Consider the following 26,677-nt stretch of genomic DNA (forward strand, 5'->3'; position numbering starts at 1 on the left):
GAAAAGTCAAAGGGCATCCGCCGGCGACGGCCGGGATTCGAGTCGACGTCAGGCAGGTCCGCAACCTGCTCCAGCCCCTCGGGACGAAAAAGGGCGGACATGACCCCGGGGCATGCGCACAGTCGGCGAAGTCGTGCGGGAGAGCGTCGTCCGAACTGATCTTTGATGTCGAAAGACGTTGAGCACCGGGACGGCGTTCAATTCCACCCCGGCGCGGGGCAGCGCCGGTTTTTCGCGTCGTCCGTTCTCGATCGCGCGCCGCCCCCCTCCCGCTTCTCAACCCGGCAGGGCGGGGCCTTCGATTTCGAGGATGCGGCGGCGCCATTCCTCGGGGAGGGGAACCTTCCTGCCGCTCCGGTAGTCGATGGAGACGATCACCGCTTCTCCCGTGGCCGCGACCTTCCGCAGACGGCCGCTCACCAGGGTGTAGTCCATGACCACCCGGTCCTTTTCCATTTTGACCACGCGGGTTCCCACGTAAACCGTGTCGGGATAGGTGAGCGGGATCTTGTAGCGGCAGCGGGTGGAGTGGAGGATCGGCCCGATGCCGGTCTTCTCCATGTGGTCCCACATCCCCGCCCGCTCGGCGTACCGGACCCGGGCGGTCTCGAAGTACCGGAAATACACCACGTTGTTCAGGTGCCGCATGGCGTCCATTTCACCCCACGCCGTCTCAATCTCCGCAACCACGGGAAAATCCTTCAGCAAGGCTTCCATTCGATGCTTCCTCTTTCGCAGATGATGTGATCGACGATGCCGGCACCTTCCCCCGGCCGCCCGGGGAACGCACGCACGCCGCCATCCCATCGATACCATTCATTGAAATGAGATTCAACCTGTGTTAGGCTGCCCCGAAGTGCCCGACCCGCCGTGCCGGCATGCGCGGTGGACGCAGGGGTCGCACGGCCCAGGTGCAACCGCACGATCGAAACGGCCTGGACGTGCCGGCGTGTCCGGCGGACACGGGCGGGCGGAGGCCCCGGCATCCGGCTTTTTTCATGAACCCCGTTGACGCTCGACAGGCTCGCATGGAAGGACAATTCGTACGGCAACGAAGGCTCGCAGCGGTGGTCGCAAGCCTGCTGATCCTTGCGGCGCTGTTTGTGGTGAGCCGGTTCAATTACCTGCTGTTTCACAGCCTGGCGGAAATGTTCAGTGTCGTGATCGCCTGCTCGATTTTCGTCGTCGCCTGGAACTCCCGCCATTTCCTGAACAACGGCTATCTTCTCCTTATCGGCATCGCCTATCTGTTCGTGGGCACGCTGGACACGCTGCACATGCTCTCCTACAAGGGCATGGGAGTGTTCCCGGGCGATTCGGCCGACACTCCCACGCAATTGTGGATCGCCTCCCGCTACATGGAAAGCATCGCCCTGCTCGTCGCGCCGACTCTGATGACCAGGCGGATCGACGCGGGGCGCGTCTTCGGATGGTTCCTCGCCGCCACGGGAATCCTGCTGTTCGCCATCTTTCCCGCGAACGTCTTCCCCGTATGCTACGTCGAGGGGGTTGGCCTGACGCCGTTCAAGAAGGCGAGCGAATACATCATCTGCCTCACCCTGGCCGCGGCCATCGTGCTGCTGCTGCGACAGCGGCGGTTTTTCGACCCCGGAGTCCTGCGGCTGCTCGTGGGGTCCATCGCTGCGGCCATTGTCTGCGAGCTGGCCTTCACCTTCTACGTCGGCGTCTACGACCTTTCCAACCTGACCGGTCACTTCTTCAAGATCATCTCGTTTACGCTGACCTACAAGGCCATTGTCGAGACCGGCCTCGTGAAACCCTACAACCTGCTGTTTCGGGATCTGAAACTCGGTGAAGCGGCCCTGCGCGCCGCCAACGACCAGCTCGAAAACAAAGTGCGCGCCCGCACCGCCGAGCTCAGTGAAGCCAATGAGGCGCTGGCATCGGAAGTTGTTGAGCGCAAGCAGGCCGAGGCGGCCCTGCGCCGAAGCGAGCTCAAGTACCGGGAGCTCGTGGAGCATGCCAACAGCATTATCCTGCGCCTGGACGCACAGGGGAAGATTCTCTTCTTCAATGAATTCGCCCAGAACTTTTTCGGTTTCCGCGAAGGCGAAATCCTCGGCAGGCAGGCCGTGGGAACGATCGTGCCGGAAACGGAGACCTCCGGTCGAGACCTCGCCTCGATGATGCGCCGCATGTTGTCCGACCCGGAAGTGTATTCGAGCAACGAATATGAAAACATGCGCAGAAACGGCGAGCGGGTGTGGGTGGCCTGGACGAACAAGGCGATTCGCGACGGGAACGGCCGCATCGCGGAGATCCTGTGTATCGGCAACGACATCTCGGCGCGCAGACGCATCGAGGAAGAGCTCGAACGGAGCAACAGGGAATTGCAGGAATTCGCCTTCATCGCTTCCCACGATCTGAAGGAGCCGTTGCGCAAGGTCATGGCGTTCGGCGACCGATTGCACAGCCGGTTCGGCGAGCGGCTCGACGAGGACGGCCGCGATTACCTGGCCCGGATGCGCAAGGCGGCGTTCCGCATGCAGAACCTGATCGAATCGCTCCTCAACTATTCGCGCGTGACCACGAAGGCGGAGACTTTCTCCACCGTGGACCTGAACGTTCTGATCAAGGAAATTTTGAGCGACCTGGAGACCTCCATCGCGGAGAACGGCGTGCGCATCGAAGTCGAGCGGCTGCCGATCATCCAGGCGGATTCGAACCAAATGCGCCAGCTTTTTCAGAACCTCATCTCCAACGCCTTGAAGTACCATGGAACGGAAGCGCCCTTCGTCGGGATCCGCGGGAAGAAGGCCGCCCCGACGCCGGGCGGGACCGGATCGGGCGGACCTTCGTGGTATCAGGTCCTGGTGGAGGACAACGGTATCGGGTTCGATGAGAAATATCTCGACCGCATCTTCGCGCCTTTTCAGCGTCTGCACGGGCGGGACGCCTATGAAGGCACGGGAATGGGCCTGGCCATCTGCAGAAAGATCATGGAACGGCATGGCGGCACCCTCACGGCAAACAGCACGCCCGGGCGGGGCTCCACCTTCATCGTGACCCTTCCCGCCAGGTCGGTCCGCTCCGCCCCGTGAATCGCGGGAAGCGGCCGGCGGCGTCAGCGCTTCGGATTGACAGGTCCGGTCGCCGTCATTAGTTTTTTTTCATAGACGAAGATCAAGTTCCTTTCTCGTGCCAACAGCGGGCATATTCGTCACATTCCCCTTCCAATGCACTTCGAACCGAGGTTTTCCCAGAGAACGGAGGCAGAGTGCCCCGATCGGGGGGCGGTGTGGTGCCGTCGAGGCGCCAGGGCACTGAAAGGGAGGGAAACTGATGAAAGCGGCAATGATTTTTACGGGAAGCGGTCCGATCCTTGTCCTCACCACCTTTGAATCCCTGGAGGACGCGGGGTTCATCGAGAGGCTGAACGCGCGGGGAATCGCCAAGTTCATCGCTCACGAAGTCTCGGTGGAGAAGGTCAAGAAACAGTACGGAACCCGTTTTTCGGTGATCCTCGGTGATCTGTCACAGTCGGACGATCTGCGCGTGATGGACATCGACGGGCACCATGTGTTCCATAGCTTTGCTTTCGATGAGCTCGGACCGGCGGTGTACCATCCCAAGCACTGATGAAGGGATGCCGCGCAACGGGCCGTAAGGATACGGCCGCCGGCCGGGCGGCGAAGAGACTGCAGCAAATCCCCTTCTTCCCTCCTTTGCGCGCAAGGGAGGGCGAGGGGATGTTTTGTTTCCGGGGGGGGGCGCCTCCCCCCCCCCGCGCTTTTGTAAACAATCGTCTACACCTTTCCCGACGCGGTGTGGTATTGTTGCCCGCGGCAATCCTCACCGCGGCGGGGGCTCCAGCCATCACTGCGCCGGTCCCCATATTCCCGTCGCCGCACAAATAATGCTTTGGAGAATCACTCTCCATGCCGATGAACTCTCTGGCATGATGTGGTCGAGCGGACCTGTTCTCGGACGCGGTTTCAGGGGCTCAGGCAAACGGTCTTTCCTTTCGGAGGCGGGCAAATGGCTGACGAAGACAGCATCACTGAAGTAACGCAGGGACCCGGCGGCGGGTTTTCCGGAGGCGACACGTACACGGAAGTCACCAGGCAGTCTCTGCCGAGCAAGATCGGAAGCTCGTTTGGCGGGTTGTTTTTCGGCCTGATCCTGGTGATTGCCGGGATCGTTCTGCTTTTCTGGAACGAGGGACGAACGGTCAAAACGCATCGCGCCCTTGAAGAAGGCGCGGCGGCGGTGGTGCCCGCCGGCCCCGAAACCGTCAACGCGGTCAACCAGGGGAAACTGGTGCACATGACGGGGCAGGCCGACGCCGACGCGACTCTGGCCGATCCCGAATTCGGAATCTCGGCCAGGGCGCTCCGGCTCAAACGCAGTGTCGAGATGTACCAGTGGAAGGAAGACGAAAAATCGGAAAGCCAGAAGAACTCCGACGGCAGCACGACCAAGCGCACGACCTATTCCTACCGGAAAGTGTGGTCGAGCTCTCGCATCGATTCGTCCCGCTTCAAGAAACAGGAAAACCATTCGAACCCGGCCGCCATGCCGTACCGGGAGAAGGTTTTCGATGCCCGGACGCGTTTTGGAGCGTTCACGCTGCCGCCCACTTTGGTCGCGAAGATCCCGGGGGAGGAGGATCTCCCCGTTCCGGATTCCCCGGCGACGGTGCCTGCCTCGCTCCAGGGAAAGGCGAGAGTGCACGAGGGCGCCTGGTACATCGGTCAAAACCTCCAGGAACCGGCCGTGGGCGACGTCAAGGTCAGGTTCCGGATCAAGAAGCCCGGAACCGTCAGCGTGATCGCGAAGCAATGGGGCAACACCTTCGAACCCTACATCACGAAAAACGGGAGAGAGATCGAGCTGGTCGCCGCGGGAGCCCAGAGCCCCGAAACGATGTTCGCCCACGCCGTGGACGAAAACAAAACCCTCAGCTGGATTTTGAGAGGTGTGGGATTTCTGGTGGTTTTCATCGGGCTGCTCCTGGTCCTGAACCCGTTTGTGGTGCTGCTGGACGCTTTCAGTTTTCTGGGCAACATTTTCGTGCTGGGGAGCCTCGTGCAAGGCATCCAGGGGCTTGTGGCCGCCGGGATATTCGTGGTCTCCCTGGTGCTCGGTCTCATCCTGGCGCTTGTCACCATCGCCATCGCATGGATGTTCTACCGTCCGCTCCTGGCGGTGCTGCTCATTGCCGTCGCGGTGGGCTTGCTTTTCGGGATGCGATTCCTTCCGCGACGCGGCAAGATCGCGCAGCAAGGCGCCGCGGCGTGATCATCGCCGCCGGGACCGTGCTTTTTGGAAAAGCGGCCGTATGATTCGAGGGGTATGGCCGTGTTCCGGGTCGAACCGGAAAAATCACATGAAATTTGGGGAAGAAACATAGGAAGGCCTTCCCGGGGATGATGGAGCCGGGCGCAGACTCTGACGTGGAGCCGTTCCAGGGACATCCTTAAAAAAGTTTTAACCTTGTGCATTATTTGTTGACATGCCGAGTCTTTTGTACTATTGTCCACAATGTGCATAACTTCACCTCCATAGTCTCCCCCTCTCTGGGGTCGGGGGGGCCCCAGAGAGGGGAACTCTCTCTTCCGTTTTTCCTTGTTGTCCAGTGGTAAAAATCTGCTTCTAAGAATGATTTTTAGTGTTTTCAAAGCAATGTCGTCCAGAGGGGAGCGATTCCACTCGACGAGTGGTTTTCAAGGGGCACCCAGTCGCCTTGGAACTCATGTCTTGTGAAAGTATTCACACATTTGCCCGGACATCTTTTCGCCTGCGACGCGCAGACGCATAGGGATTTCGCCCGTTTCACGGCGTAGACGCCTCCATCGCTCCGCGCACCGCAAACTTTTTCTTTGACAAGTTCCTCTGCGCATCTAGAATCAGAGCCCGATGATCGACGGCGGCGGCCACTCGCGGTTTGCCGCGTCATCCGGGAAATCGTTCCAATCAGGGTTCAGAGCGAGGTGTGGCGACATGGATCCCGGTTTTTGGAGAAGTGTTTGTTACGCGGTCGTATTTTTGGGGGCTGCGCTGGTGGTGACGGGATCGATCGGCACCTATTACTTCACCGCCAGGATGGAGGCGGTCGCTCCGTTTCGGCAATCGGTGAAGACGGCGACCGCCGTGTTGGAAATTGCGGTCGAATCGGATGCCAAGATCAACACGGAATACCTCGACAAGGGCGCCACGGCGGACTTCAGCCGTGAGGGGGAGATTCTTCTCAGGATGTCCTCCGTGTCGTCTTCGGCAAGGCAATCGGGCAGCGGCCGGGTGATCTACGGGGCGAAGCTCGGCATGAACGCAGCCGATGCGGGCCTTGGAACACCCGTTCAGGCACTGAAGACGGCGGATACGGTCCGAGTCTTCTTTCAGAAAATGCCCCTGGAGAGCAAGGTCCTCACCGGCAGGCTCTCCGTCACGATCAACGGCGAAGTCCTCGTTGAAATCGACATCCCGTCCCAGGAGGTCAAGGACGGTCTTGTCGCCGCCCGCGGTATCTTCGGCGCTTTCTCCCATTTCCAGTAGGGCCCGGGGCGGTTTATTCGAGACCGCGCGAGGATCTTTTTCTCCCGGACAGTCCGAGCACCCTTTTCATGCGGTCGAAGCGGGGCCTTTTCGGCGACGACAGCTGCGGTTCCTTGTCGTCTTGGGCGCGCACCATTTCCGTGACGTGCCTGTCGGGATCGAAGAGGCTCTTGTGCGAAAAGGTCCCGACGTCGTCCTCTTCGCCCGCGGGGACGGCGATTTTTCCCGGCTCGTCCACCGGCACGATCGTCGTGAACGGCTCAGGGCCGCACAGCTCGCCGGACGGCCCCGTCTTCCGCGGCGTGCGGAAAAGGCCGCAGATCACCAGGACAAGCCCGACCGCCGATACAAGTCCGAGAATGACGTACACGAAGACAATACTGTTCACAGCAGGCTCCTCGGCTTAATGTCCCACCGGTTTTCGGCAACGATGCTTATTTCGACCTCGTAGTAGCCCCTCCTCGGCCCGTGGAACGGACCTCGACCGCGGGCCGCGCGGCCGGGGCTGCCGGCACCGATGTTCAAAACGGCCCCGGCTTCCGTATCGATGGCACCCGCCAGGTCACGCATGACGCCATAGGCCGGGGCAACCTTGAACTCGTCGGAATCCCTGATGGTCGTGGCCACCAGCGGTGCTCCCCCGCGCATTCCCCGGCCGCGCCAACTCGGCGATGTCAGGCCGATGAAAAGCTTTTGGTCGGCTCCGGCCACGCGCTTTACCTTCACTTTCACCCGGTCTCCAAGGTGCACGCGCGCAACCGGCATTTCTCTGGAAGAGGAAGGATCGTATTTGAATCGGATGGTAACGGCCCTGCCTGCCCCGGGCTTGTGCCGAGCGGCGGATACAGCCTCTTTCGAGGCCCGGGCCCGGCCTCCACGGGAGGTCTGCCCCACGGAGGGCTTGTCTTGACCGCGGGATGTATCCTTGCCGGCTTTTGCCCGTCCGTCCGGTTTCGCCTGCGACTGGCCCTGCTCGGATTCCTTCCTCTGGGCGGCCAGGCGGTTTTCCTCCGTCCTCCGGCGGCTCGATTCCTCTTCACGGCGCTTCTGCTGCTCGGCGGCCAGCCTGACATTGGCGTCGTCAACCTTCCGGCGTTCGATCTCGACCAACTGTCCGAGCTCTTCCGCCCGCTTGCGTTCGCCCTCGGCCTTGGCCGCCTCCATCGCCACCTTGGTCTTGAATGCCTGCTGCTGCCGTTCCTGCTCGGCCTGTACCAGCAGGATCCCGGCCACGCTCAACGCTATCAGAACACATCCAAGAATCACCAATGCCGCTCGACTTCTCATGTGAAACCTCTTCAGTGAAAAACCCGCTGCAATCCCACCGCCCGGGACGGTGACGATATCCGTTCCGAAAACCGGGCCAATAGCTTGTTCCCTCGAATGAAAAGACTTTCGGACCCTGGAAAATGTCTACGCGGATCAGCAAAAACTCGTTCGATTCCTGCAAATCACCAAACCCTCGAACAACCTTGCATCCGTTTGCACCTTTTTCGGGATCTATTATTTTATAACGGTTATATTTGATTTCAATCCCGCGTGGAACGACCGCGATGTATTCGCTCCGATTCGCCCGCCGTTGCACGCACCCGTCATGCTTCGAGAAACGACACTCGTGGAGAGACGCAATGGAGCATAATGTCAGGAAAATAACCGTTGACATGAATGAAGGCAAGCTGAAGGAGGACCTCGAGCGATATCGGGGCAGGGCCGTCGAGCTGGGTGCATCGAGGGCCATCGTGGTGAGGGCCGAAGCCATTCCGGTCGACGAACGGGTAACCCTCAAGTGCAGGATTCCGCGATGTTTCGGTTACGGCGCGAGTGCGCATTGCCCGCCCAACACGCTTCAGCCGGCCGAATTGAGGGAGATCCTGACCAGGTACAAGTGGGCGGTATTCTTCACTCTGGATGTCCCCCCGGAGGTGATCGTCAGGGACAAGAGCACGATCACGGAGAGGGTCGAGGCATACCAGCTGGTTTTCAAAATCGTCAGCGAAGTCGAATCCGCGGCATTCTATGACGGTCACTACCTGGCGTTCGGGTTTGCCGCCGGGTCGTGCCGTCACACGTACTGCGGCCGGCACGAGGACTGCCCGGCCATGCAGGGACGGCGCTGCAGGTTTTCGCTTCTCGCGCGGCCGTCCATGGAAGCCGTGGGCATCGACGTCTACAAGATGGTGGCTTCCGCGGGGTGGGACATCTACCCCATCGGGAGCGGCGCGAAGCCGGAAGACATCCCGAAGGGGGTTCTGGCAGGCATCGTCATCGTTCAATGAAGGGCCCGAAACCATGGAGAGCATAAAACTCGGAATCAGCGCGTGTCTGCTGGGAGAACCGGTCAGATACGACGGCGGCCACAAGCTCGATCGTTTCCTGAGGGACACGCTCGGCCGCTACGTTCAGTACGTGCCCGTATGCCCGGAAGTGGAATGCGGCATGTCCGTGCCCAGGGAATCCATGCACCTCGAGGGCGATCCGGAGGCTCCACGCCTGATCACCACGCGCACCGGGCGGGACATGACCGCCATGATGGTCGAATGGGCCCGCCGCCGCCTGGAAGAACCGGCGCTTCAAGATCTGTGCGGCTTCGTTTTCAAGAGCAATTCTCCGAGCAGCGGCATGGAAAGGGTGAAGATATTCAAGGACGGCATGCCGAAACGGAATGCGTCCGGGATCTTCGCCGGCCTTTTCATGAAACGCTTTCCTCTGGTTCCCGTGGAAGACGAGGGAAGGCTGCACGATCCCGTGCTGCGGGAGAACTTCATCGAACGCATTTTCATCGCCAGGAGATGGCGCGAGGTTATGAACCAGGGCACAAAAGCCGGCGACCTCGTCGATTTCCACTCCCGTCATAAGCTCCAGCTCATGGCTCACAGTCCGAAGCATTTGAGTGCCATGGGAAAGTTGGTCGCGGAGGGCAAGAAGGTGCCCTCCGCCCAATTGCGCGCCGAGTATCACCGGTTGCTCATGGAAGCCCTCAAGCTCAAGGCCACCGCGAAGAAGAACACCAACGTCCTGCAGCACATCATGGGCTACTTCAAGAAGGAATTGTCGCAAGACGAAAAGCAGGAACTGCTGGAAATCATCGACCGCTACCACGACGGATTCGTGCCGCTGATCGTGCCGGTGACGCTCATCGGTCACTACGTTCGCAAATACGATCAGCCGTATCTCAAAGGCCAGTATTATCTCAACCCGCACCCGATCGAATTGCAGTTGCGCAATCACGTCTGAGCGGGAGGACATTCCTGCGGCGCGGTCCCGGCCGGTTGCGCTCACCGTGTTTCACGAAAAGGACGGAGCGCGCGACGGCACATCGGCAACCTTCAATTTACGGAGAGGCTTCCATGAACGTTCCCAGCATCGACTACGCGGTCCTGGATCGACCGGAAGTGGTGAATCACCTTTTTTACCCCAGGCGTGAATGGCAGATGGAAAAATCGTTTTCATCGTCAGAAGACATCCTGATACCCGTGGAGCGGGACGTGGCCGTGGGCGCCCGCTTCCACGCAGCCGGGAAAGCGGCTCTGAACATCCTGTTTTTCCACGGCAACGGTGAAATCGTCGCGGACTACGACGACCTCGCCGCACTCTACAACCGGATGAACGTCAATTTTCTGCCCGTGGACTACCGCGGCTACGGCCGCTCCACGGGGAGCCCCACCGTGTCGGCCATGATGAAAGACTGCCACGTGATTTTCGAATTCGTCCGAAACCGGCTCAAAGACGACGGCTACACGGGTCCCCTGGTGATTATGGGGCGCTCGCTGGGCAGCGCTTCGGCCCTCGAGCTCGCCGCCGCTCATAAGGATGCAATCGACGGGCTCATCATCGAAAGCGGTTTCGCCTACGCCGGCCCTCTGCTGGAGTTGATGGGCGTGGACGCCCGTGCCATCGGATTCAAAGAGGAAGAAGGCTTCCGGAACGTGGACAAGATCCGGGCCTTCAACAAACCGACCCTGATCATTCACGCGGAGCGCGATCACATCATCCCGTTCAGCGACGGGCAGGCACTGTTCGAAGCCTCCCCCGCCGAAGGGAAGTTCTTTCTCAAAATCCCGCGAGCCAACCACAACGACATTTTCGCGCTGGGGCTGACGGAGTACATGGCGGCGATCCGGGCTTTCACCGAGGGTCTCAAAGCCCGTTGAGAAAGGCGGGGAAAGTCTTTCCGGGCCGGCTTATTCCCGGACGCGCGGATTGTTTTTTCTTGACGGGCCATTTCATCGTCAATAAGATCGAAGCTGCCTGAATTGACATACCATCTACAAGACTACTTTCTTGGTCTTCCACGGGAGAATGTACACATACGGCGGTTATTCCGGCCTTCGGCACATCCGCGGTCAAGCCCGGCCGCGCGGGACGAAACCGCCTTTCGCTCGAGAGGTTTGCATGGTCCAGGCCGGAGACAAAAGCAATGTGAAATCAAAGAATCAGGAGGCTTACAGGGCCATCAAGGAAATGATCCTGGAGCGGCATCTCTTTCCCGGACAGAAGCTCGTTTACAGAGATCTGGAACAACGCCTCGGCATGAGCAAGACGCCGATCATCAACGGCCTGATGATGCTCGAAAACGAACATCTCGTTGTGTCTGAAAAGAATCGCGGTTATCACATTCGCTACGTCAACCGCCGGGAAGCCGAATACATTTACGATCTCAGGGAAAAACTGGAAGACATCGCCATCGAATATGCAATCGCCAATCACGACAAGAGAGATCTTGCCCTTCTCAAGAGAAAGCTGGTTGCCTACCGTAAATATCGCAACGACACATTCAATCAGAAGAGGCTGGCCCTCGACGTCGACTTCCACGTTCAGATCGCCGGTATGGGCAAGAATCCCTTTTTCGTCCAAATGGTCAGGCAGTATTACGAGAGCGTTCATTTCATGTTCAAGGCCGTCTTCCTGACGCCGAGCCCGGATCGATTCGACCGTTTCAAGGACGAACACGAGCGGCTCTACGGCGCCATCAAGAGCAAAGACCTCGAGGCAGCCAGGCGTATCGGGCGGGAACACATTCGAGGGGCCAGGGAACTGCTGATCAAGTTGATCCCCGAGTGAAACGGCGGGTGAAATCGCGAGGAAAGAGCCGGCGCCGCAATGCCCGGTCGGGCTTCACACCCCGGGGTTACTGGTGACGTGGCGCTAAACGCCGGCGAAAAGCTCCACGCATATATAATTATAACAAGCGATACCCACGCGATTATACTCGATATTTTTGATGTTCTCACGATGCGTGGGACTGTTCATCAAGTTCCGGTGGGTGATCTCGGCGGTATTGTCGCCCTGGGCTAGATTCTCCCCGGCGCACCGTTCCCGGCCTTTGTAACAGGTATAGACGTAACTCCACGCGGGGTTTCCCTCGCTCCTCGGGTCCGTGTGCGCAAAGAACCTCTCATCCCCGAGATGCTTGTCCATCTGGTAAACGATGTATTTGGCGCGCTTGAACGCCTGGCCCGCCAGGCATTCGTCCCAACGCAGCTGCCGGTTTTCCTGCCGCGCCAGCTGGTATAGGCGCCTGGCCTTCTGCCGCTCTTCGCGGCTCGGGACGACGGCACCTTCCATGAGTTTCCTGGGAGGAGGGGGGGGAGGCTGCCGGCGGGCAGCGTCATAGGCGTGCGACACCGAGATCAAAAACCACAGCACGAGAAAGGCACTCAAAACCTGTTTCATCTTCCCGCTCCGTCATCCGCAAAGCCCGGCCCCGCTCGCGTTCACACCTCCGGCAGGATCTTTCGCAGGATCCTGTCCAGTTCGCCGGTCGGATAGGGCTTGCCCGGCCACGCAGTGAAAAAACCGTCGTGAGCGTGCCGCGGAATGAGGTGAAGATGAAAGTGGTCGATCAACTGTCCGGCGGCGCGGTAGTTGTTCTGAAGCACGTTGAGCCCCGAGGCCCCAACCCCCTTGAAAACGGCGGCCCCGACTCTTTTTGCAGCCACGATGCACGCTTCCAGGTCTTCGGGAGGGATGTGAAAGAGGGTGCTGTAGTGCCGCTTGGGAACGACGAGCGCATGACCGCGGGCGACCGGGTTGATGTCGAGAAAGCTCAACACGCGATCGTCTTCGTAAATCCTCGCGCAGGGCAGTTGTCCCTGGATGATCTGGCAGAATATGCAATCCAACATGAGAGTGTCCTCCAACGATGCGCATGTCGAGCGGTGAAACCCCGGGGGCGACCCCGGTTGAGCAAAGGGAAATCCCCACATTCCAGCCGGATCGTTCGATTGAGGAGGAACATGATCGTGCTTAAAATAGCAAAGATACGGTTCCATGTAAAGAACGCTCGGACGGCGCGCGCCCAAAAAGGCGGTCACGGGACCGGGGGCCTTGACACGCCCTCGGTCGGGCCTGGACGGCGGCGGCTGCCGCCGGGACCGATCCTCACTTCACTCGGCCCGAAAGGGCCCCAACGCACGGGAACAACATCATGCTGGTGCTCGGCATTTACGGATCGCCCCGTCCCCGGGGCAACACGGATCTTCTGCTGGATGCGTTCCTGGAGGGCGCGTCTTCGTCGCACCCCGAAGTGCGGCGCCTTTACGTGCGCAATATGCGGATCCACGGCTGCATCGAATGCGGTAAATGCGACGAAACCGGGGTCTGCGTCCAGCAGGACGACATGGCAGGGGTGTATCCTCTTCTCGAAGCGGCATCCCGGATCGTCATCGCCTCCCCCATCTTCTTCTACGGCGTCACCGCCCAGCTCAAGCTGCTCATCGACCGCTCCCAGGCCCTTTACATGAAGCGTGAAATCGCCCGCCGCGAAGGCGGGGACGCCTCCCCCGATCCGTCCCGCAGGGGTTTCCTGCTGAGCGCCGGGGCCACCGGCGGCAAGCGGATGTTCGAATGCGCGATCCTCACCGCGAAATACTTTTTCGATGCCCTGGGCATGACCTATGCGGGCGAGCTCTGCTATCCCCGCATCGAACACAAGGGCGACATCGGGCAGCACCCAACCGCCCTGGACGACTGCCTGCGAACGGGCAAGAGCTTCACGGGCGGTTGATCCCGTCCCCCCCCCGGGCTGAGCTGCGACGCGGCTGCGGTTCAGGGGGTGGGAATAAGGCGAAAAGAGCTTTGTCCAGGCTTTTTCGGCGGGCGGTCAGGAAAGGTCCAGGACCCCGCAGGCATCCTCGGCGAACGGAAAGAGGCATTCGGTGTCCAGCGTGCCGATGAAGTCCTCGATGCGGTCCAGCCCCTGGAAACGCAGGAATCGCTCGATCCCTTCGAGAATCTCCACGGATACTCCCGGGTTCACGAAATTGGCCGTCCCAACCTGAACCGCTCTGGCCCCGAGCAGCATGAATTCCAGGGCGTCCGTCGCCGTCCCGATCCCGCCCACTCCGATCACCGGGCACTTCACCGCCTGCAGCACTTCATAGGTGCAGCGCAGGGCGATGGGTTTGACGGCGGGGCCGGAGAGCCCGCCGAAAACGTTGGCGAGCTTCGGGCGTCGCGAGAAGATGTCCACGGCCATGGCGGCGACGGTATTGATGCACGAGATCGCGTCGGTGCCCGCGTCGACCGCGGCCCGCGCGATTTCGCCGATGCGCGTGACGTTGGGCGTCAGCTTGGTGATGAGCGGGAGCGCGGTGCGCGCGCGGACCGCTCCGACGACGGCTGCGGCCGTGGCCGGGTCGGTGCCGAAGACCATGCCTCCCTGCTTCACGTTCGGGCAACTGATGTTGATCTCGAGCGCCGCGACGCCGTCCTCTCCGTCCAGTTTCGAGGCCAGCCCGGCATATTCATCCACGGTATTGCCGAAGATGTTGACGATGACCGTCGCCCGCCGTTGGCGGAGCAGCGGGAGCTTGACGTCGATGAAGCGGTCCACGCCGACGTTTTCGAGCCCGATGGCATTGATCATCCCGGCGGGGGTCTCGACCAGCCGCGGAGGCGGGTTGCCGGGGCGGGGCAACAGGGATATGCCCTTGACGATGACGGCCCCGAGGCGGCCCGGGTCGAGAAAGTCCGCGTATTCCTCGCCGTAGCCGAAGGTGCCCGAAGCCACCAGTACCGGGTTGGCCAGCCGCAGCGGCCCTAGTCGGACAGAAAGATCGGGGGCGGCGGCCGGTGTACCTGTAGTTTCTGCCATTGAACGGCTCCTGCGGGAAAAATGGGTCCATCCATGCAAACGTGAACGTAGCCGTCGGCGGCGGGGTCGTCCGGGGACGCGGCCGGGAGCGCGCACCCGAGGCAGGCGCCCAGCCCGCACGCCATCAGGGATTCCAGGGAAAGCTGCGCCGGGACGTCGTGAGCCAGCGCCCAGCGGGCCACGTGAAACTGCATTTCGAGCGGCCCGCAGGCGTAGAGCGATTCGGGCCGGAAGGCCGAATCCTCGGCGAATTGGGCGAACATCCGGGTCACGTGCCCTTTGTGGCCGAAGCTGCCGTCGTCGGTGCTCCAGTGGACGCGAACGCCCAGCGCTCCGAAGTACGACAGGGCGAGGAGCTCCGCCACGGTCCGCGTTCCGTAAAACAGGTTCATCTGTTGGGGATCGAAGGCGGGGTTGGAAAGCGCGATGCGTTCCATGAGATCGAAGAGCGGCGCGATGCCGATGCCCCCCGCGATGAGCGCGATCGGTCCGCGGGCGTCCGGGGCGGGGAGATCGAAGCCGTTCCCGAGCGGTCCGAGGAGATCGAGGTTCATGCCCGGCACGGTCTTTGACAGGAGCAGAGTTCCTTTTCCCACGACCCGATAGAGCAGCTCGATGCAGCCTTCCTCGGGAAAAGTCCGGTGAAACGAAAGCGGGCGCCGCAGCAACGGATCGATTCCGTCTCGGACCCGGACCATTACGAACTGGCCGGCGCGGGCCTCGAGGGCGATTTTCGGGGACATGAGCCGCATCAGCCAGGTGCGGTCGGCCACCTCCCGGTGATCCAGGATGAGCGCGTTTTCCTGAAACTTGGGCATGAGGGATCAGTCCTCCGTGTCGCTTTTCCAGCCGATGACCGCGGCCAGTCGGCCGGTGTCGCGTTCGCCGCGGTAGGAGAAGAATTCGCCGGTCTCGCACACGGTGCAGATTCCGGCCGCTTCCACGTGTTCGTCGCGCAGTCCCTCGTCCAGCAACTGCCGGCGCGTGATGGCCCAGAAGTCGAAGTATTCCGGGCGCACCTGGAAGGAATGGAAGGATTCGGGGAGCTCATCCCGGTAGTTGCGAAATTCCCCGCAGCAGGGACCGAGCGACGGGCCGACCGTGGCCAGAATGTCCCGCGGGCGGGAGCCGAACCGGTCGCGCATGAACCGGACCGTCTTGCCGGCGATGCCGCAGACGCTGCCGCGCCACCCGGAATGGACGTTGGCGATGGCCTTGCGTACCGGGTCGACCAGGAAGATCGACTGGCAGTCCGCGACCTTGATGAGGAGCCCGACGCCTCGAAGCGTCGTGACCAGGGCGTCGCCGGGCGGCATGACCAGCACGGGCGGGAGAACCGCGGAGGCCGCGGGCGAGTCGGAGGCATCGGTGCCGACGGCCGGAAAATCCGATTCCCGGAGGCGGGATCGCTCGGGTGCGGACGCGGAAACCGCTCCATTGCCGGGCGAAGCGGCGGAAGCCGTTTCCTGCCGCGGCCGGCACGATGCGAGCGCCCGCGCGAGCGCCTCCTCGTCCACCAGGTGAATGGTATCGCCGTGAAACTGCCGCCCGGATACGAGGACGTCGACGCCCACGGCGTCCCGAACACGGTCCAGGTTTTCGCGCACGGCCTCGCGTGCGTCGCCGTTGCTCCAGCCGACGTTGAGCGTCGCATAGGGCGGGCGGCTCACCCCGCCGTGGCGGGTGAACACTCCGTGCACCAGGCCGGGAACCCGGGAGAGAAGGTCGAATCGGTAGTAAGGAGGCTTCCCTTCGCTTCGTTGCAGGATCATCGTTCGGCTCGCGGTTCGTAATTCGTGGTTCCCGGGCTCGGGCCTGCCGGTTCCCCCGCTTCTTCCCGCGGCTCGCCAGGCTTGGCGCGCTGTGCGGGCTCGGGGTATCAAGTTCGCGGCTTCCGGGTCCGGAGCACGGCATACTGAGCCCATGGTTCAGCTTTCAGGCTCGCTCTTGGCGCTTCAGGGCCCAGGCCTCAGTTCTTGGGCTCCAGGTTCCGGGACTTCGGTGTTCTCACCCGATCACCTCACTCCGCAGCTGCAGACGCCGGCGTTCAGGCTACGGGGCTCTAATACGGATTTGCGGTCAAAATGATACTCTAAAAGCGCGGGGGACGTATCCCCCGCACCCCCCAAGTTTCGGCCTCACGCGCTTGCGCGTGAGGCCGAAACTTGGGGGGTGCGGGGGAATCATTCCCCCGCGCTTTTGTGCTTGAAAGATTCATCTCTTATGAACGCAACTTCGTATAAGGGTTCGGGGTCTGCGGCCTGCAGCCCGGGGCCTCGGGTCACGGGTCGAGACCGGCCGATTCCAGGCATGCCAGGCTGTCGAACCGTTGAGGCCGGCCCCTGCCCGGTTGTTTCACCGGAAGCGGGAGTCCGGCATCCCGACGGCGACCGGCCCGCCGCGCATGCCGTGGCGGCGCGTGCCGCGGGTCATCTTCACATCGGCGCATTTTCCGGCTCACCGCGCCTGCGGAGACGGCACCCGTAAGCCATGCTCCAACCGCCTGCGATGGTTCATGTTTGCATGACGCACGTCGGCGATCGACGACTTCAATTAAACCAACTGGTGGGTTGAGGGCAAGTTATATTGACAAAAACCTCCGGGCCATTAGTTTTTGTTTTCGCGTGAACGTTCACGAACCCCTGGGGTACGGCGAGGCATGAAAATTGACGGCCGAGAGTATTTTTACCCAATAGGCCGTGAGCCGCAGGCTCACAACCGAGGATGAATAAGTGCCGGCCGGAGGTATGTTCACGAAAGGCATGAAGGATCCAGGGGGCGGCAAGATTCCACCGGGTTATAAGCTGCCATGGGTTGTCTCGGGCAAGCGCGGCCGGAAGGCTGTAAGGTGGGCACGGTCCCACCGTGCCCACGATCGGACCGAGGTCTTTTCACCCATAAGGCCGGAAGCCAGGTGTTTGGGGACATTCCCGCCCCCGGTTCTCGTGGAGATGAGGGGTGCCTTCTCACACGAAATGAGACGATCGGACGGTTGAGCGGACCGGCCGTCGCGGGGGCCGCGCGAAAGCGGTTCGGGTGGAAGCCGGGGGTGGGGGACGCATGCGGGACGAAATGCATCCATAGGCTGGAAGCTCTCTGGACGGACGGGATGACGGAATATCTTGCCGGACATCGGTTCATTACGAAGTCCCGCAATGGGCGTATCAACCCTTCGGGTGAACGATCGCAACATTTCGAGGGACATCGGTTTTCCGCCCGGTTATATGGAATATTCAGCGACCGGCCGACGCCGCGCGACCTCGGCGCAAGAACCGGCGGCCGGTGAATTCGACAGACAGTAAAGGAGCAGGCGGTATCATGGAATCAGTCAAGGAATGCAAGATGGTCACGATCGAATACCGGATCCGCACGATCACACCGGCCGGGGAAACCACCGAAACCGATCCGCAGACGTGCAGCTTCGTGTACGGCGTGGACGCTCAATACCCGGCGGTGGAGGCGGCCATCGTCGACAAAAAGCCGGGCGACCGCGTGAAGGCGTGCGTTCCGCCCGAGCAGGTGTTCGGCGTCTACGACGAGAGCCTGGTGCGGGAGCTTCCCAGGGAAGACTACAAGGAAGAGCGCCTCAAGCCGGGCAGGATGTACCGGCAGATCCGCAAGAAATGCCTGGTCCAGTTCATGGTGAAGGAACTGCGCGACGACGTCGTCGTGGCGGATTTCAACGACCCGAGGGCCGGCACGTGCGCCGAATTCGACATCCTGATCAAGGACGTGCGCGAAGCGAAGAAGAACGAAATGGCCCCTTCCTGCGCCAAGCCGTAGCAAAAAGCCGGGGTCAAACCTACACTTTTCACATATTTCCATGAGCCGGGGTCTGACAACGGACGATAAAGATGCGCCGGCCGGGGGTATTCCGACACGAATCGTCATTCCCGGGAGGCGAGGCGTGAATGTCGGCCGTACGCCTTTCCATGGACTGTCCGGCCCGGGAACTCCCTTTCAGGGACGAGGCATTGCCCGGCGGCAGTCTTTGGATGGAGGCAAGTCGAACGGATCGCGTGTCGAATCGATGGCGGTGTGGAATCGATGGCGGTTGACAAGCTCCGCGTTCCTGTGTTACGCAAACCATGCCGCGCAGGCAGTATTCCAAAGCGTCCCGCGAAGAGGGCGACTAGCTCAGTGGATAGAGCGTTGGTCTCCGGAACCAAAGGTCTCGGGTTCGATCCCCGAGTCGCCCTCCAAATAAAAATCAGGCATCCAGAAGTTATTCAATATATAATATCCCCGGTTATTGTGCCCCTTCCCCAACAGCATCCCCAACATTCTCACTGAAAAATGGGCATGAAATCATGGTCTCCGAACAAGGTGCCTGACTCGCTCGTCATCCCGTATTCTCCCGACACTCTTGAGCCATCCCCCACACCCAAGCCGAGAATCGGCTTTTCATGTGCGACCGTGGCTGCAATCGACCGGGTGCGCGTGCTTCAGAGTCCGGGGCACCTGTTTTGCCGTCCGAAAGCGCATCCAAGACGAGAGTGGCTTGACTATGGTTCGAATAGAATGGCCAAGTGGGCACATAGCTCCCCACCTCGTTTCTCCACTGAGACCAGCGCCTTCGTTGTCCTCCGGCAAACAATTCCAATTCATGGTCCCGGACTACAAGCTTCAATGAGTCCATACAGTTCATCGGGCCTTCTCGAGTGCTCTTGCTTCCGAGATTTGATAATGTTGACTTGCCGTCGCCCAGGAGCAAGCGTTCTCAGGCGCCCATGTATTCCGAAAAGAAACAACTTCGTTTGATCCTCCCGCCTGAAGATTATCAGCTACTGGGGCTGAAGAACCCCCCGTTCTTGTTCTCAGTTCAACCGATGAAACGCCCCCCGTTTCCCTTGCGTTCAGCTCCCCATTGTGTCAATAATCTCCCGCATCAATGAAATGGTTCTGTAACGGCTTCACTCATACAGCCGAATGCCGTGCGCAACGGTGGCCCTCAAGAGTAAGGTTCGACATGGACAATCGATTCTTCGAGAAGCCGATTCTCAACTCTCCGTACGAATACCCTTCGCGGCACTGGGAACTTGACGAGCAAGGTCAACCGACACAACGAATCATTGAAGCGCGCCGCCCGGCGAAATTCATCACGCCGATACCCAAGCCCAGGAAGCGCAAAGACGGTCCTGCACAACAGCTCAGGATGGTCTATGACGAGGGAAAGGGTCTCTCCACTCAAGACCAACAGTATGACCCCACTTCGATCATCAGGCGGCTTCGCCCTCTTGTAGACCGGTGGCGAAGCTGGCCCAACCCGAACGACTGGCAGGTCACCCCCGAAACCGCCCGCCTTCTTCAACACTGGCGGCATCACCGGTTCAACGACATCCGTCCGTTCTTTTGCCAGGTGGAGGCTGTGGAGACTGTCATCTGGCTCACCGAGGTCGCCCCTAAACGGGGTAAGGAAGGGAAATTTTTCCTTGAACACCTTGCCAACTCAAACCATGACGCTAACCCGGAACTCCTGCGCCTGGCACTGAAACTGGCCACCGGAGCGGGCAAAACCACCGTCATGGCCATGCTCATCGCCTGGCAGACCATCAACGCGGTCCGCCGGCCCACCAGCAAGAACTTTACTCGCGGCTTTCTGGTCGTCACTCCGGGCCTGACCATCCGGGACCGGCTACGCGTGCTCCAGCCCAACGATCCGGACAGCTACTACGCAAGCCGCGAGTTGGTGCCCAATGACATGCTCGCCGACCTCGAACGGGCAAAGATCATCATCACGAACTATCACGCCTTCAAACTGCGCGAACGCACGGAGCTTTCAAAAGGCGGCCGGTCCCTTCTCCAGGGACGGGGGGAGCCGCTGGACACCCTGGAAACCGAAGGGCAGATGCTGCAGCGCGTGATGCCCGGCCTCATGGGCACCAAGCACATCATGGTATTGAACGACGAAGCGCATCACTGCTACCGGGAAAAGCCCGGCGAAGACGATGAAGGCGAACTCAAGGGCGACGACAAGTCCGAAGCGGAAAGGAACAACGAAGCCGCGCGCCTTTGGATAACCGGCCTGGAAATCGTCAACCGCAAGCTCGGTGCGACGCGCATCATCGACCTTTCGGCGACGCCGTTCTTCCTTCGCGGTTCCGGTTACGCCGAGGGGACACTGTTCCCATGGACGATGAGCGATTTTTCCCTCATGGACGCCATCGAATGCGGGATCGTCAAACTGCCGCGCGTGCCGGTCGCGGACAACATTCCCGGCGGAGACATGCCCAAATTCCGCAACCTCTGGGAGCATATCGGAAAGCGGATGCCCAGGAAAGGCCGAGGCAAGTCCAAGGCCCTCGACCCGCTCAGCTTGCCGGTAGAGCTCCAAACGGCCCTGGAGGCCCTCTACGGGCACTACGAAAAGACCTATGCCCTGTGGAAGAAGGAGGGTATTCACGTTCCGCCCTGCTTCATCGTGATCTGCAACAACACCTCCACGTCCAAGCTGGTTTACGACTATATTTCGGGATTCCACCGGGTGAACGAGGACCAGACGACAACGCTGGAGAACGGACGATTTGAGCTGTTCCGGAATTTTGGCGAACAAGGCGATCAGTTCGCCCGGCCGCACACGCTGCTGATCGACAGCGAACAACTCGAATCCGGCGATGCGTTGGACAAGAATTTCCGCACCATGGCTTCCGACGCAATCGACCGTTTCCGCCGGGAAATCATCGAGCGCACCGGTGACCGCCGACAGGCCGAGAACATCACCGACCAGGAGTTGCTTCGGGAAGTCATGAACACCGTCGGCAAGGAAGGCCGGCTCGGGGACTCGCTCCGTTGCGTCGTATCGGTTTCCATGCTGACGGAAGGCTGGGACGCCAACACGGTCACGCACGTTCTGGGAGTACGCGCGTTCGGAACGCAGCTCCTGTGCGAGCAGGTCATCGGCCGGGCGTTGCGTCGGCAGTCATACGACCTCAATGAAGAAGGCCTTTTCAACGTCGAATATGCCGATGTTCTGGGAATTCCTTTCGACTTCACTGCAAAGCCGGTCGTCGCGCCCCCCCAGCCACCCCGCGAAACTATTCAGGTCAAGGCCGTCCGCCCCGACCGCGACCATCTCGAAATCCGGTTCCCGCGCGTCGCGGGCTACCGGGTCGAGCTGCCGGAAGAGCGGCTCACCGCCGAATTCAACGAAGACTCCATGCTGGTGCTCACCCCGGACCTCGTCGGACCGTCGATCACAAAGAATCAGGGGATCATCGGCGAGGATGTCGACCTCAACCTCAAGCACCTCGAAGACATGCGGCGCTCGACATTGCTGTTTCACGTTGCCAAACGGTTGCTCTACACCAAGTGGCGCGATCCGGGCGAAGAACCAAAGCTCCACCTGTTCGGACAGCTCAAGCGGATCACCAGGCAGTGGCTGGACGGTTTCCTGGTCTGCAAGGGCGACACCTACCCCGCCCTGCTCATCTACCAGGAGTTGGCCGACATGGCCTGCGAGCGCATCACCGCGGGGATCACCCGGTCTCTGATCGGCGAAAGGCCCGTCAAAGCCGTGCTCGATCCATACAACCCCACCGGCTCCACCATGCACGTGAATTTCAACACTTCCAAGAAGGACCGCTGGGAGACCGACGCCCGTCGATGTCATGTCAACTGGGTCATTCTCGACAGCGACTGGGAGGCCGAGTTCTGCCGCGTGGCCGAATCCCATCCACGGGTCAAGGCCTACGTCAAGAACCATAACCTCGGACTGGAGGTCCCGTATCGTTATGGTTCGGAGACCCGCACCTATCTGCCGGATTTCATCGTTTTGGTCGACGACGGTCACGAGGACGCCTTGCACCTGGTCGTCGAAATCAAGGGATACCGGCGGGAGGATGCCAAGGACAAGAAGACAACCATGGAAACCTATTGGGTGCCCGGGGTGAACAACAACGGCCAGTATGGCCGCTGGGCATTCGCCGAGTTCACTGAAGTCTGGGGTATGGAGGCCGATTTCAAAGCGAAGGTCGAAGCCGAGTTCCACAAGATGGTGGAATCCGTCACGGTTTCCACGAAAGAGTAAACATCGTGACGTCCAGCCGACCCGGAGTGTCTAGAGGCAGTTTTCTGAAGGAGCTCGAAGGGATTCGTCCAGCTTGAAGGCCTCCGGGGCCAAGGGGCCGTAAAGGGGCCAAACGCGCCATCCGTTGATCAGGAGCGGCGCAAGGCAAACGAACCCGAGGGTCAATGCGACAACACGGGATGGGAGAGCATGGCGAAAGAACCAATCAGGAAATCCGTTGAGACCATCACGCACGACCATGCGTCGCGCAGGAACATCCCTACGGCCGAGTATCAGTCGGTGATGTTCAAGGAAGAGCAGACACCGATTCGCGTCGCCTACGAGCGCCGCAACCGGGACCTCGACCCTCAGCTCGTCTGGCGAGGCAAGGACGACCGGGACTGGTCGGATTTGGTGGTCCAGGCCCCGCCGCTGTACATTCAGGAGAAGCTCCATCCCAAAGTACTGATCGACGACCTGGTCCGTCAGACAGAGAAACAGATAGTGCCCGGCCAACCGCGCCAGATCAACCTGTTTGCCGACTTCAACGGCCTGCCGAGCGAGAGCGCCCGGACCGAATTCTACCGGCACGAAGCCAATTGGTCCAATCGGATGATCCTTGGCGACAGCCTCCAGGTGATGGCTTCCCTGGTCGAGCGCGAAGGTCTGCGCGGAAAGGTGCAGTGCATCTACATCGACCCGCCGTACGGCATCAAGTTCAACTCCAATTTCCAGTGGTCGACGACCAGCCGCGACGTGAAGGACGGCAACACGGAACACATCACCCGCGAACCCGAGCAGGTGAGGGCCTTTCGGGATACGTGGCGGGATGGGATTCACTCTTATCTGACCTATCTGAGGGATAGGTTGACGGTGGCGAGGGATTTGCTCGCGGACACGGGTTCGATTTTCGTGCAAATCGGCGACGAGAATGTTCATCGCATCCGAGCGCTGATGGATGAGGTGTTTGGAGAAGAGAATTTTTGCAGTTTAATCGGGTACAAAAAAACGACAGGCGCGGGAAGCCCGGCAATCGGGACTGACGTCCTTGCTTCCGTCAAAGATTATATCGTTTGGTTTGCAAGAAAAAAGAGAGACGTCAAATACCGTCAACTGTACTTTGAGAAGGAAACTGGGGGTATTGGTGCCGCGTCCTACAACAGAGTTCAGAGTCCGGATGGTGCGGATGTAAAAGCACTGCGGTCAAAGGAGAATTACGAACGTGACTACAAAGGGAACGGTTGGCATCTGGTTGCATCGGATAACCTGACTTCTCAGACGGGCGTCGAAAGCACACAAAGGGGCGTACCATTTCAAGGGAGAGAATTCAAGCCTGCCAAGGGTGGATGGAAGACAAACATGCAGGGGCTTGAACGCCTCAAGCGTGGATCACGACTCACTATCGGGGGGATCGCTCTCCGTTATGTTCGGCGCCTTTCGGACTTCGCAGTGGCACCGATCAACAACGACTGGGGTGACACTAGTACAGGAAGTTTCACGGAAGAAAAGATTTATGCTGTCCAAAGTGGCATCAAGGCTGTTCAGCGCTGTCTATTGATGTCCACCGATCCCGGCGACCTTGTCCTCGACCCGACCTGCGGCTCGGGGACAACCGCTTATGTGGCCGAACAATGGGGCCGACGATGGATCACCATTGATACCTCCCGTGTGGCTCTTGCGCTGGCTCGCGCCCGCATCATGGGGGCACGCTATTCCTATTACCTGCTGGCCGATAGTAAAGACGGACAACTCAAAGAAGCCGAGGTCACACAATCGGCTCCTTCCGAAACACCAACTCATGGGAATATCCGGCAGGGATTCGTCTACGAGCGCGTGCCGCACATCACTCTCAAATCCATTGCCAACAACACTGAAATCGACGTGGTCTGGGAGAAGTTCCAGGAGACGATGGAACCACTCCGCGACAAGCTCAACAAGATCCTTGGCAAGAAATGGGAGGAATGGGAAATTCCGCGAGATGCTGACGACAAATGGACGGAGGAAGCAGGAAAGCTCCATGCGGAATGGTGGAGGCAGCGCATCGCCCGACAGAAGGAAATCGACGCGTCCATCGCAGCCAATGCCGACTTCGAATATCTTTACGACAAGCCGTACGAAGACAAAAAGAAGGTTCGCGTCTCGGGCCCGTTCACGGTTGAAAGTCTTTCCCCCCATCGGGTGCTGACCGTCGACGCAGACGACGAACTGATCGACGGCGCCCGAAAATCGCAGAACGGCGGCGTCGAGGAAAACGATTTCACGCGCATGATCCTCGAAAACCTCAAGGCCGCCGGAGTGCAGCAGGCCCACAAGGAAGACAAGATCGACTTCACGTCCATCACGCCCTGGCCGGGTCACTTCGTCTGCGCCGAAGGGCGGTACGTCGAAGGCGACGAAGCGTCCGGAACGGAAAAGCGGGCCGCGATATTCATCGGCCCGGAGTTCGGCACCGTCTCCCGTCCGGACCTTGTGGCCGCCGCCCGCGAGGCGGGCGACGCCGACTTCGATGCGCTCATCACGTGCGCCTTCAACTACGATGCCCATTCGGCGGATTTCGACAAACTCGGCCGCATCCCGGTGCTCAAGGCGAGGATGAACGCCGACCTGCACATGGCCGACGATCTCAAGAACACCGGCAAGGGCAACCTGTTCGTCATCTTCGGCGAGCCGGACATCGACATTCTCGACGCGGAAAACGGACAAATTCGCGTGAAGATCAACGGAGTGGACGTGTTCCATCCCAACACCGGCGAAGTCCGCAGCGACGGCGCCGAGGGCATCGCCTGCTGGTTCATCGACACCGATTACAACGAGGAGAGCTTCTTCGTCCGCCACGCCTATTTCCTTAGAGCGAACGATCCGTACAAGTCGCTCAAGACGACCCTCAGGGCCGAAATCAATGAAGAGGCCTGGGAGTCGCTCCGCAGCGACACCTCGCGCCCGTTCGACAAACCCAAGTCCGGCCGCATCGCAGTGAAAGTAATCAACCATCTCGGCGACGAGGTGATGAAGGTATTTCGGGTATGATAGAATTCATCCAACAAAGGAGGCTCGGCCATGGCAAGTGCTGAACAGTTGAAGGCCCTGCTCAAGTCACACCTGGAGGGTGATGATCAGCGCTTCTTCTCGGTGGTCATGCAGGTCGCCGCCCATGAGGCAAAACTGGGCCATGGCAAGCTGGCCGAAGAGCTGCGGACGCTTGTCGATGAGGCCAAGCACCGTCGAAGCGTAGTGCCGCCTGTGCCCATCAGCCGGCCAAAGGGAGAGTTGGTTGGGCTGCTGACGGTTTCGTACCCCAAGGCAAGGCTGGGGGACATGGTCCTCGACCCAATTTTGGAGCAGGAGCTACAGCGGGTTATTCGAGAACAGCGTCACGCCGGCCAAATACTGGCGCATGGGCTTTCGCCGCGTCGCAAACTCCTTTTGGTGGGGGCTCCGGGCACCGGCAAGACCCTCACTGCCTCGGTTCTCGCCGGCGAGTTGGGTGTCCCGCTGCTCCTGGTCCGCCTGGACGGGTTGATCACCAAGTTTATGGGGGAGACGGCAGCCAAACTGCGGCAGGTCTTCGATGCCACCAGCCAAACTCGCGGCGTCTACTTTTTTGACGAGTTTGACGCAATCGGCTCCCATCGGGGATTGTCCAATGATGTCGGCGAAATCCGACGGGTGCTCAATAGCTTCCTGCAAATGATCGAGCAAGATTACTCCCACAGCCTCATCGTTGCGGCGACAAATCATCCGGAAATCCTGGACCACGCTCTATTCCGTCGTTTTGACGATGTGCTGCACTACGAACTGCCTGATGTAATGCAGATCGCAGCGCTGCTCAAGACGCGGTTGGCGGGTTTTGCCGCAAAAGGTATTTCCTGGAAAAGATTGGCGAAGACCGCGACGGGCCTGAGCTATGCAGAAGTCACTCGGGCTGCAGAAGAAGCGCTCAAGGAGGCGTTGATCCTTAAGCGGGAATTCGTCACTGAGCCCGACATCCGCCTCATGTTGTCAGAACGCCAGGTCGTTGCGGGCAGGCTCAAAAAAAGCTCATAGCAGGGAAGGCACCTTCT

At 60.3% G+C, this 26,677-nt stretch carries 21 protein-coding genes, 1 tRNA gene and 1 pseudogene; 14 read left to right on the top strand and 9 right to left on the bottom strand.

Annotated elements, in window-relative coordinates:
* Nucleotides 1-276: 276 nt before the first annotated feature.
* The gene (locus SFUM_RS14705) at nucleotides 277-717 is read right to left on the bottom strand and encodes an acyl-CoA thioesterase (RefSeq protein WP_011699679.1); all 441 of its coding nucleotides are present in this window, start codon (nucleotides 715-717) and stop codon (nucleotides 277-279) included.
* Nucleotides 718-1,028: 311 nt separating this feature from the next.
* On the opposite strand from SFUM_RS14705, the gene SFUM_RS21920 reads away from it, so the two are divergent.
* The 4 genes from SFUM_RS21920 (at nucleotide 1,029) to SFUM_RS14735 (ending at nucleotide 6,516) form a co-directional block, all read left to right on the top strand.
* Complete coding sequence (locus tag SFUM_RS21920; protein WP_167321354.1) at nucleotides 1,029-3,062, top strand: MASE3 domain-containing protein; 2,034 nt, start codon at nucleotides 1,029-1,031, stop codon at nucleotides 3,060-3,062.
* A gap of 241 nt (nucleotides 3,063-3,303) precedes the next feature.
* Complete coding sequence (locus SFUM_RS14725) at nucleotides 3,304-3,600, top strand: hypothetical protein (protein WP_011699681.1); 297 nt, start codon at nucleotides 3,304-3,306, stop codon at nucleotides 3,598-3,600.
* A gap of 399 nt (nucleotides 3,601-3,999) precedes the next feature.
* Entirely contained in the window at nucleotides 4,000-5,262 is a 1,263-nt protein-coding gene (locus SFUM_RS14730) for a TMEM43 family protein (RefSeq protein WP_011699682.1), read from the top strand.
* A 702-nt stretch (nucleotides 5,263-5,964) separates the two neighbouring features.
* Nucleotides 5,965-6,516 carry a hypothetical protein gene (locus SFUM_RS14735; RefSeq protein ID WP_011699683.1) on the top strand — a complete coding sequence of 184 codons (552 nt, stop codon included), beginning with the start codon at nucleotides 5,965-5,967 and terminating at the stop codon, nucleotides 6,514-6,516.
* Nucleotides 6,517-6,529: 13 nt separating this feature from the next.
* On the opposite strand, the gene SFUM_RS14740 is transcribed toward SFUM_RS14735, so the two are convergent.
* Both SFUM_RS14740 and SFUM_RS14745 read right to left on the bottom strand, forming a co-directional pair.
* Nucleotides 6,530-6,904, bottom strand: coding sequence for a hypothetical protein (locus SFUM_RS14740; protein WP_011699684.1), 375 nt, complete (start codon nucleotides 6,902-6,904; stop codon nucleotides 6,530-6,532).
* Nucleotides 6,901-7,803, bottom strand: coding sequence for a hypothetical protein (locus tag SFUM_RS14745; protein ID WP_011699685.1), 903 nt, complete (start codon nucleotides 7,801-7,803; stop codon nucleotides 6,901-6,903). Before SFUM_RS14745 ends, SFUM_RS14740 begins: the two co-directional genes overlap by 4 nt.
* A gap of 341 nt (nucleotides 7,804-8,144) precedes the next feature.
* Here SFUM_RS14745 and SFUM_RS14750 point away from each other — a divergent pair, with 341 nt between their 5' ends.
* From SFUM_RS14750 to SFUM_RS14765, 4 genes are all read left to right on the top strand, one after another.
* Complete coding sequence (locus tag SFUM_RS14750; RefSeq protein ID WP_011699686.1) at nucleotides 8,145-8,792, top strand: DUF2284 domain-containing protein; 648 nt, start codon at nucleotides 8,145-8,147, stop codon at nucleotides 8,790-8,792.
* 13 nt (nucleotides 8,793-8,805) lie between these two features.
* Complete coding sequence (locus SFUM_RS14755; protein ID WP_011699687.1) at nucleotides 8,806-9,750, top strand: YbgA family protein; 945 nt, start codon at nucleotides 8,806-8,808, stop codon at nucleotides 9,748-9,750.
* Nucleotides 9,751-9,863: 113 nt separating this feature from the next.
* The gene (locus SFUM_RS14760) at nucleotides 9,864-10,667 is read left to right on the top strand and encodes an alpha/beta hydrolase (RefSeq protein ID WP_011699688.1); all 804 of its coding nucleotides are present in this window, start codon (nucleotides 9,864-9,866) and stop codon (nucleotides 10,665-10,667) included.
* Between the two features lie 268 nt (nucleotides 10,668-10,935).
* Nucleotides 10,936-11,577 carry a GntR family transcriptional regulator gene (locus tag SFUM_RS14765; protein ID WP_167321355.1) on the top strand — a complete coding sequence of 214 codons (642 nt, stop codon included), beginning with the start codon at nucleotides 10,936-10,938 and terminating at the stop codon, nucleotides 11,575-11,577.
* An 84-nt stretch (nucleotides 11,578-11,661) separates the two neighbouring features.
* Here SFUM_RS14765 and SFUM_RS14770 read toward each other — a convergent pair whose 3' ends face one another.
* Complete coding sequence (locus tag SFUM_RS14770; RefSeq protein WP_011699690.1) at nucleotides 11,662-12,189, bottom strand: CAP domain-containing protein; 528 nt, start codon at nucleotides 12,187-12,189, stop codon at nucleotides 11,662-11,664.
* A gap of 41 nt (nucleotides 12,190-12,230) precedes the next feature.
* Nucleotides 12,231-12,641 carry an HIT family protein gene (locus SFUM_RS14775; protein WP_011699691.1) on the bottom strand — a complete coding sequence of 137 codons (411 nt, stop codon included), beginning with the start codon at nucleotides 12,639-12,641 and terminating at the stop codon, nucleotides 12,231-12,233.
* A 302-nt stretch (nucleotides 12,642-12,943) separates the two neighbouring features.
* Between SFUM_RS14775 and SFUM_RS14780 the strand changes: the two genes are divergently transcribed.
* On the top strand, nucleotides 12,944-13,522 hold the full coding sequence (locus SFUM_RS14780) for a flavodoxin family protein (protein WP_011699692.1): 579 nt from the start codon (nucleotides 12,944-12,946) through the stop codon (nucleotides 13,520-13,522).
* Between the two features lie 96 nt (nucleotides 13,523-13,618).
* Here the strand turns inward: SFUM_RS14780 and SFUM_RS14785 are convergent, their stop codons facing one another.
* From SFUM_RS14785 to SFUM_RS14795, 3 genes are read right to left on the bottom strand one after another with little or no spacing between them, the layout of a single operon-like run.
* Entirely contained in the window at nucleotides 13,619-14,611 is a 993-nt protein-coding gene (locus SFUM_RS14785; RefSeq protein ID WP_049766383.1) for a dihydroorotate dehydrogenase, read from the bottom strand.
* On the bottom strand, nucleotides 14,557-15,429 hold the full coding sequence (locus SFUM_RS14790) for a dihydroorotate dehydrogenase electron transfer subunit (RefSeq protein WP_011699694.1): 873 nt from the start codon (nucleotides 15,427-15,429) through the stop codon (nucleotides 14,557-14,559). Before SFUM_RS14790 ends, SFUM_RS14785 begins: the two co-directional genes overlap by 55 nt.
* A gap of 6 nt (nucleotides 15,430-15,435) precedes the next feature.
* Nucleotides 15,436-16,383, bottom strand: a complete 948-nt coding sequence (locus tag SFUM_RS14795) for a purine nucleoside phosphorylase YfiH/LACC1 family protein (protein WP_011699695.1) — start codon at nucleotides 16,381-16,383, stop codon at nucleotides 15,436-15,438.
* A 1,546-nt stretch (nucleotides 16,384-17,929) separates the two neighbouring features.
* Here SFUM_RS14795 and SFUM_RS14805 point away from each other — a divergent pair.
* Nucleotides 17,930-18,394, top strand: coding sequence for an FKBP-type peptidyl-prolyl cis-trans isomerase (locus tag SFUM_RS14805; protein WP_011699696.1), 465 nt, complete (start codon nucleotides 17,930-17,932; stop codon nucleotides 18,392-18,394).
* Nucleotides 18,395-18,737: 343 nt separating this feature from the next.
* A tRNA-Arg gene (locus SFUM_RS14810) sits at nucleotides 18,738-18,813 on the top strand.
* 140 nt (nucleotides 18,814-18,953) lie between these two features.
* On the opposite strand, the pseudogene SFUM_RS24145 reads toward SFUM_RS14810, so the two are convergent.
* A pseudogene (locus SFUM_RS24145) lies at nucleotides 18,954-19,368 on the bottom strand (methyltransferase-A70 family protein); the annotation flags it as partial.
* Nucleotides 19,369-19,580: 212 nt separating this feature from the next.
* On the opposite strand from SFUM_RS24145, the gene SFUM_RS14815 reads away from it, so the two are divergent.
* From SFUM_RS14815 to SFUM_RS14825, 3 genes are all read left to right on the top strand, one after another.
* Nucleotides 19,581-22,637 (top strand): BPTD_3080 family restriction endonuclease, encoded by a 3,057-nt coding sequence (locus SFUM_RS14815; protein ID WP_011699697.1) that lies wholly within the window; start codon nucleotides 19,581-19,583, stop codon nucleotides 22,635-22,637.
* Between the two features lie 189 nt (nucleotides 22,638-22,826).
* A complete protein-coding gene (locus tag SFUM_RS14820) occupies nucleotides 22,827-25,643 on the top strand; it encodes a site-specific DNA-methyltransferase (protein ID WP_011699698.1) in 2,817 nt (938 codons plus the stop codon).
* 30 nt (nucleotides 25,644-25,673) lie between these two features.
* Nucleotides 25,674-26,660, top strand: coding sequence for an AAA family ATPase (locus SFUM_RS14825; protein ID WP_011699699.1), 987 nt, complete (start codon nucleotides 25,674-25,676; stop codon nucleotides 26,658-26,660).
* Nucleotides 26,661-26,677: the final 17 nt, after the last annotated feature.

The sequence above is a fragment of the Syntrophobacter fumaroxidans MPOB genome (genome assembly GCF_000014965.1).
Taxonomy (GTDB): domain Bacteria; phylum Desulfobacterota; class Syntrophobacteria; order Syntrophobacterales; family Syntrophobacteraceae; genus Syntrophobacter; species Syntrophobacter fumaroxidans.

Excerpts from the sequence above, each read along its gene's own strand:
- SFUM_RS21920 (WP_167321354.1), top strand. The coding sequence starts at position 1,029 with ATGGAAGGACAATTCGTACGGCAACGAAGGCTCGCAGCGGTGGTCGCA.
- SFUM_RS14780 (WP_011699692.1), top strand. The coding sequence starts at position 12,944 with ATGCTGGTGCTCGGCATTTACGGATCGCCCCGTCCCCGGGGCAACACG.
- SFUM_RS14825 (WP_011699699.1), top strand. The coding sequence starts at position 25,674 with ATGGCAAGTGCTGAACAGTTGAAGGCCCTGCTCAAGTCACACCTGGAG.
- SFUM_RS14745 (WP_011699685.1), bottom strand. The coding sequence starts at position 7,803 with ATGAGAAGTCGAGCGGCATTGGTGATTCTTGGATGTGTTCTGATAGCG.
- SFUM_RS14750 (WP_011699686.1), top strand. The coding sequence starts at position 8,145 with ATGGAGCATAATGTCAGGAAAATAACCGTTGACATGAATGAAGGCAAG.
- SFUM_RS14790 (WP_011699694.1), bottom strand. The coding sequence starts at position 15,429 with ATGCCCAAGTTTCAGGAAAACGCGCTCATCCTGGATCACCGGGAGGTG.
- SFUM_RS14770 (WP_011699690.1), bottom strand. The coding sequence starts at position 12,189 with ATGAAACAGGTTTTGAGTGCCTTTCTCGTGCTGTGGTTTTTGATCTCG.
- SFUM_RS14725 (WP_011699681.1), top strand. The coding sequence starts at position 3,304 with ATGAAAGCGGCAATGATTTTTACGGGAAGCGGTCCGATCCTTGTCCTC.
- SFUM_RS14815 (WP_011699697.1), top strand. The coding sequence starts at position 19,581 with ATGGACAATCGATTCTTCGAGAAGCCGATTCTCAACTCTCCGTACGAA.
- SFUM_RS14760 (WP_011699688.1), top strand. The coding sequence starts at position 9,864 with ATGAACGTTCCCAGCATCGACTACGCGGTCCTGGATCGACCGGAAGTG.
- SFUM_RS14820 (WP_011699698.1), top strand. The coding sequence starts at position 22,827 with ATGGCGAAAGAACCAATCAGGAAATCCGTTGAGACCATCACGCACGAC.
- SFUM_RS14730 (WP_011699682.1), top strand. The coding sequence starts at position 4,000 with ATGGCTGACGAAGACAGCATCACTGAAGTAACGCAGGGACCCGGCGGC.
- SFUM_RS14735 (WP_011699683.1), top strand. The coding sequence starts at position 5,965 with ATGGATCCCGGTTTTTGGAGAAGTGTTTGTTACGCGGTCGTATTTTTG.
- SFUM_RS14775 (WP_011699691.1), bottom strand. The coding sequence starts at position 12,641 with ATGTTGGATTGCATATTCTGCCAGATCATCCAGGGACAACTGCCCTGC.
- SFUM_RS14795 (WP_011699695.1), bottom strand. The coding sequence starts at position 16,383 with ATGATCCTGCAACGAAGCGAAGGGAAGCCTCCTTACTACCGATTCGAC.
- SFUM_RS14785 (WP_049766383.1), bottom strand. The coding sequence starts at position 14,611 with ATGGCAGAAACTACAGGTACACCGGCCGCCGCCCCCGATCTTTCTGTC.
- SFUM_RS14705 (WP_011699679.1), bottom strand. The coding sequence starts at position 717 with ATGGAAGCCTTGCTGAAGGATTTTCCCGTGGTTGCGGAGATTGAGACG.
- SFUM_RS14755 (WP_011699687.1), top strand. The coding sequence starts at position 8,806 with ATGGAGAGCATAAAACTCGGAATCAGCGCGTGTCTGCTGGGAGAACCG.
- SFUM_RS14805 (WP_011699696.1), top strand. The coding sequence starts at position 17,930 with ATGGAATCAGTCAAGGAATGCAAGATGGTCACGATCGAATACCGGATC.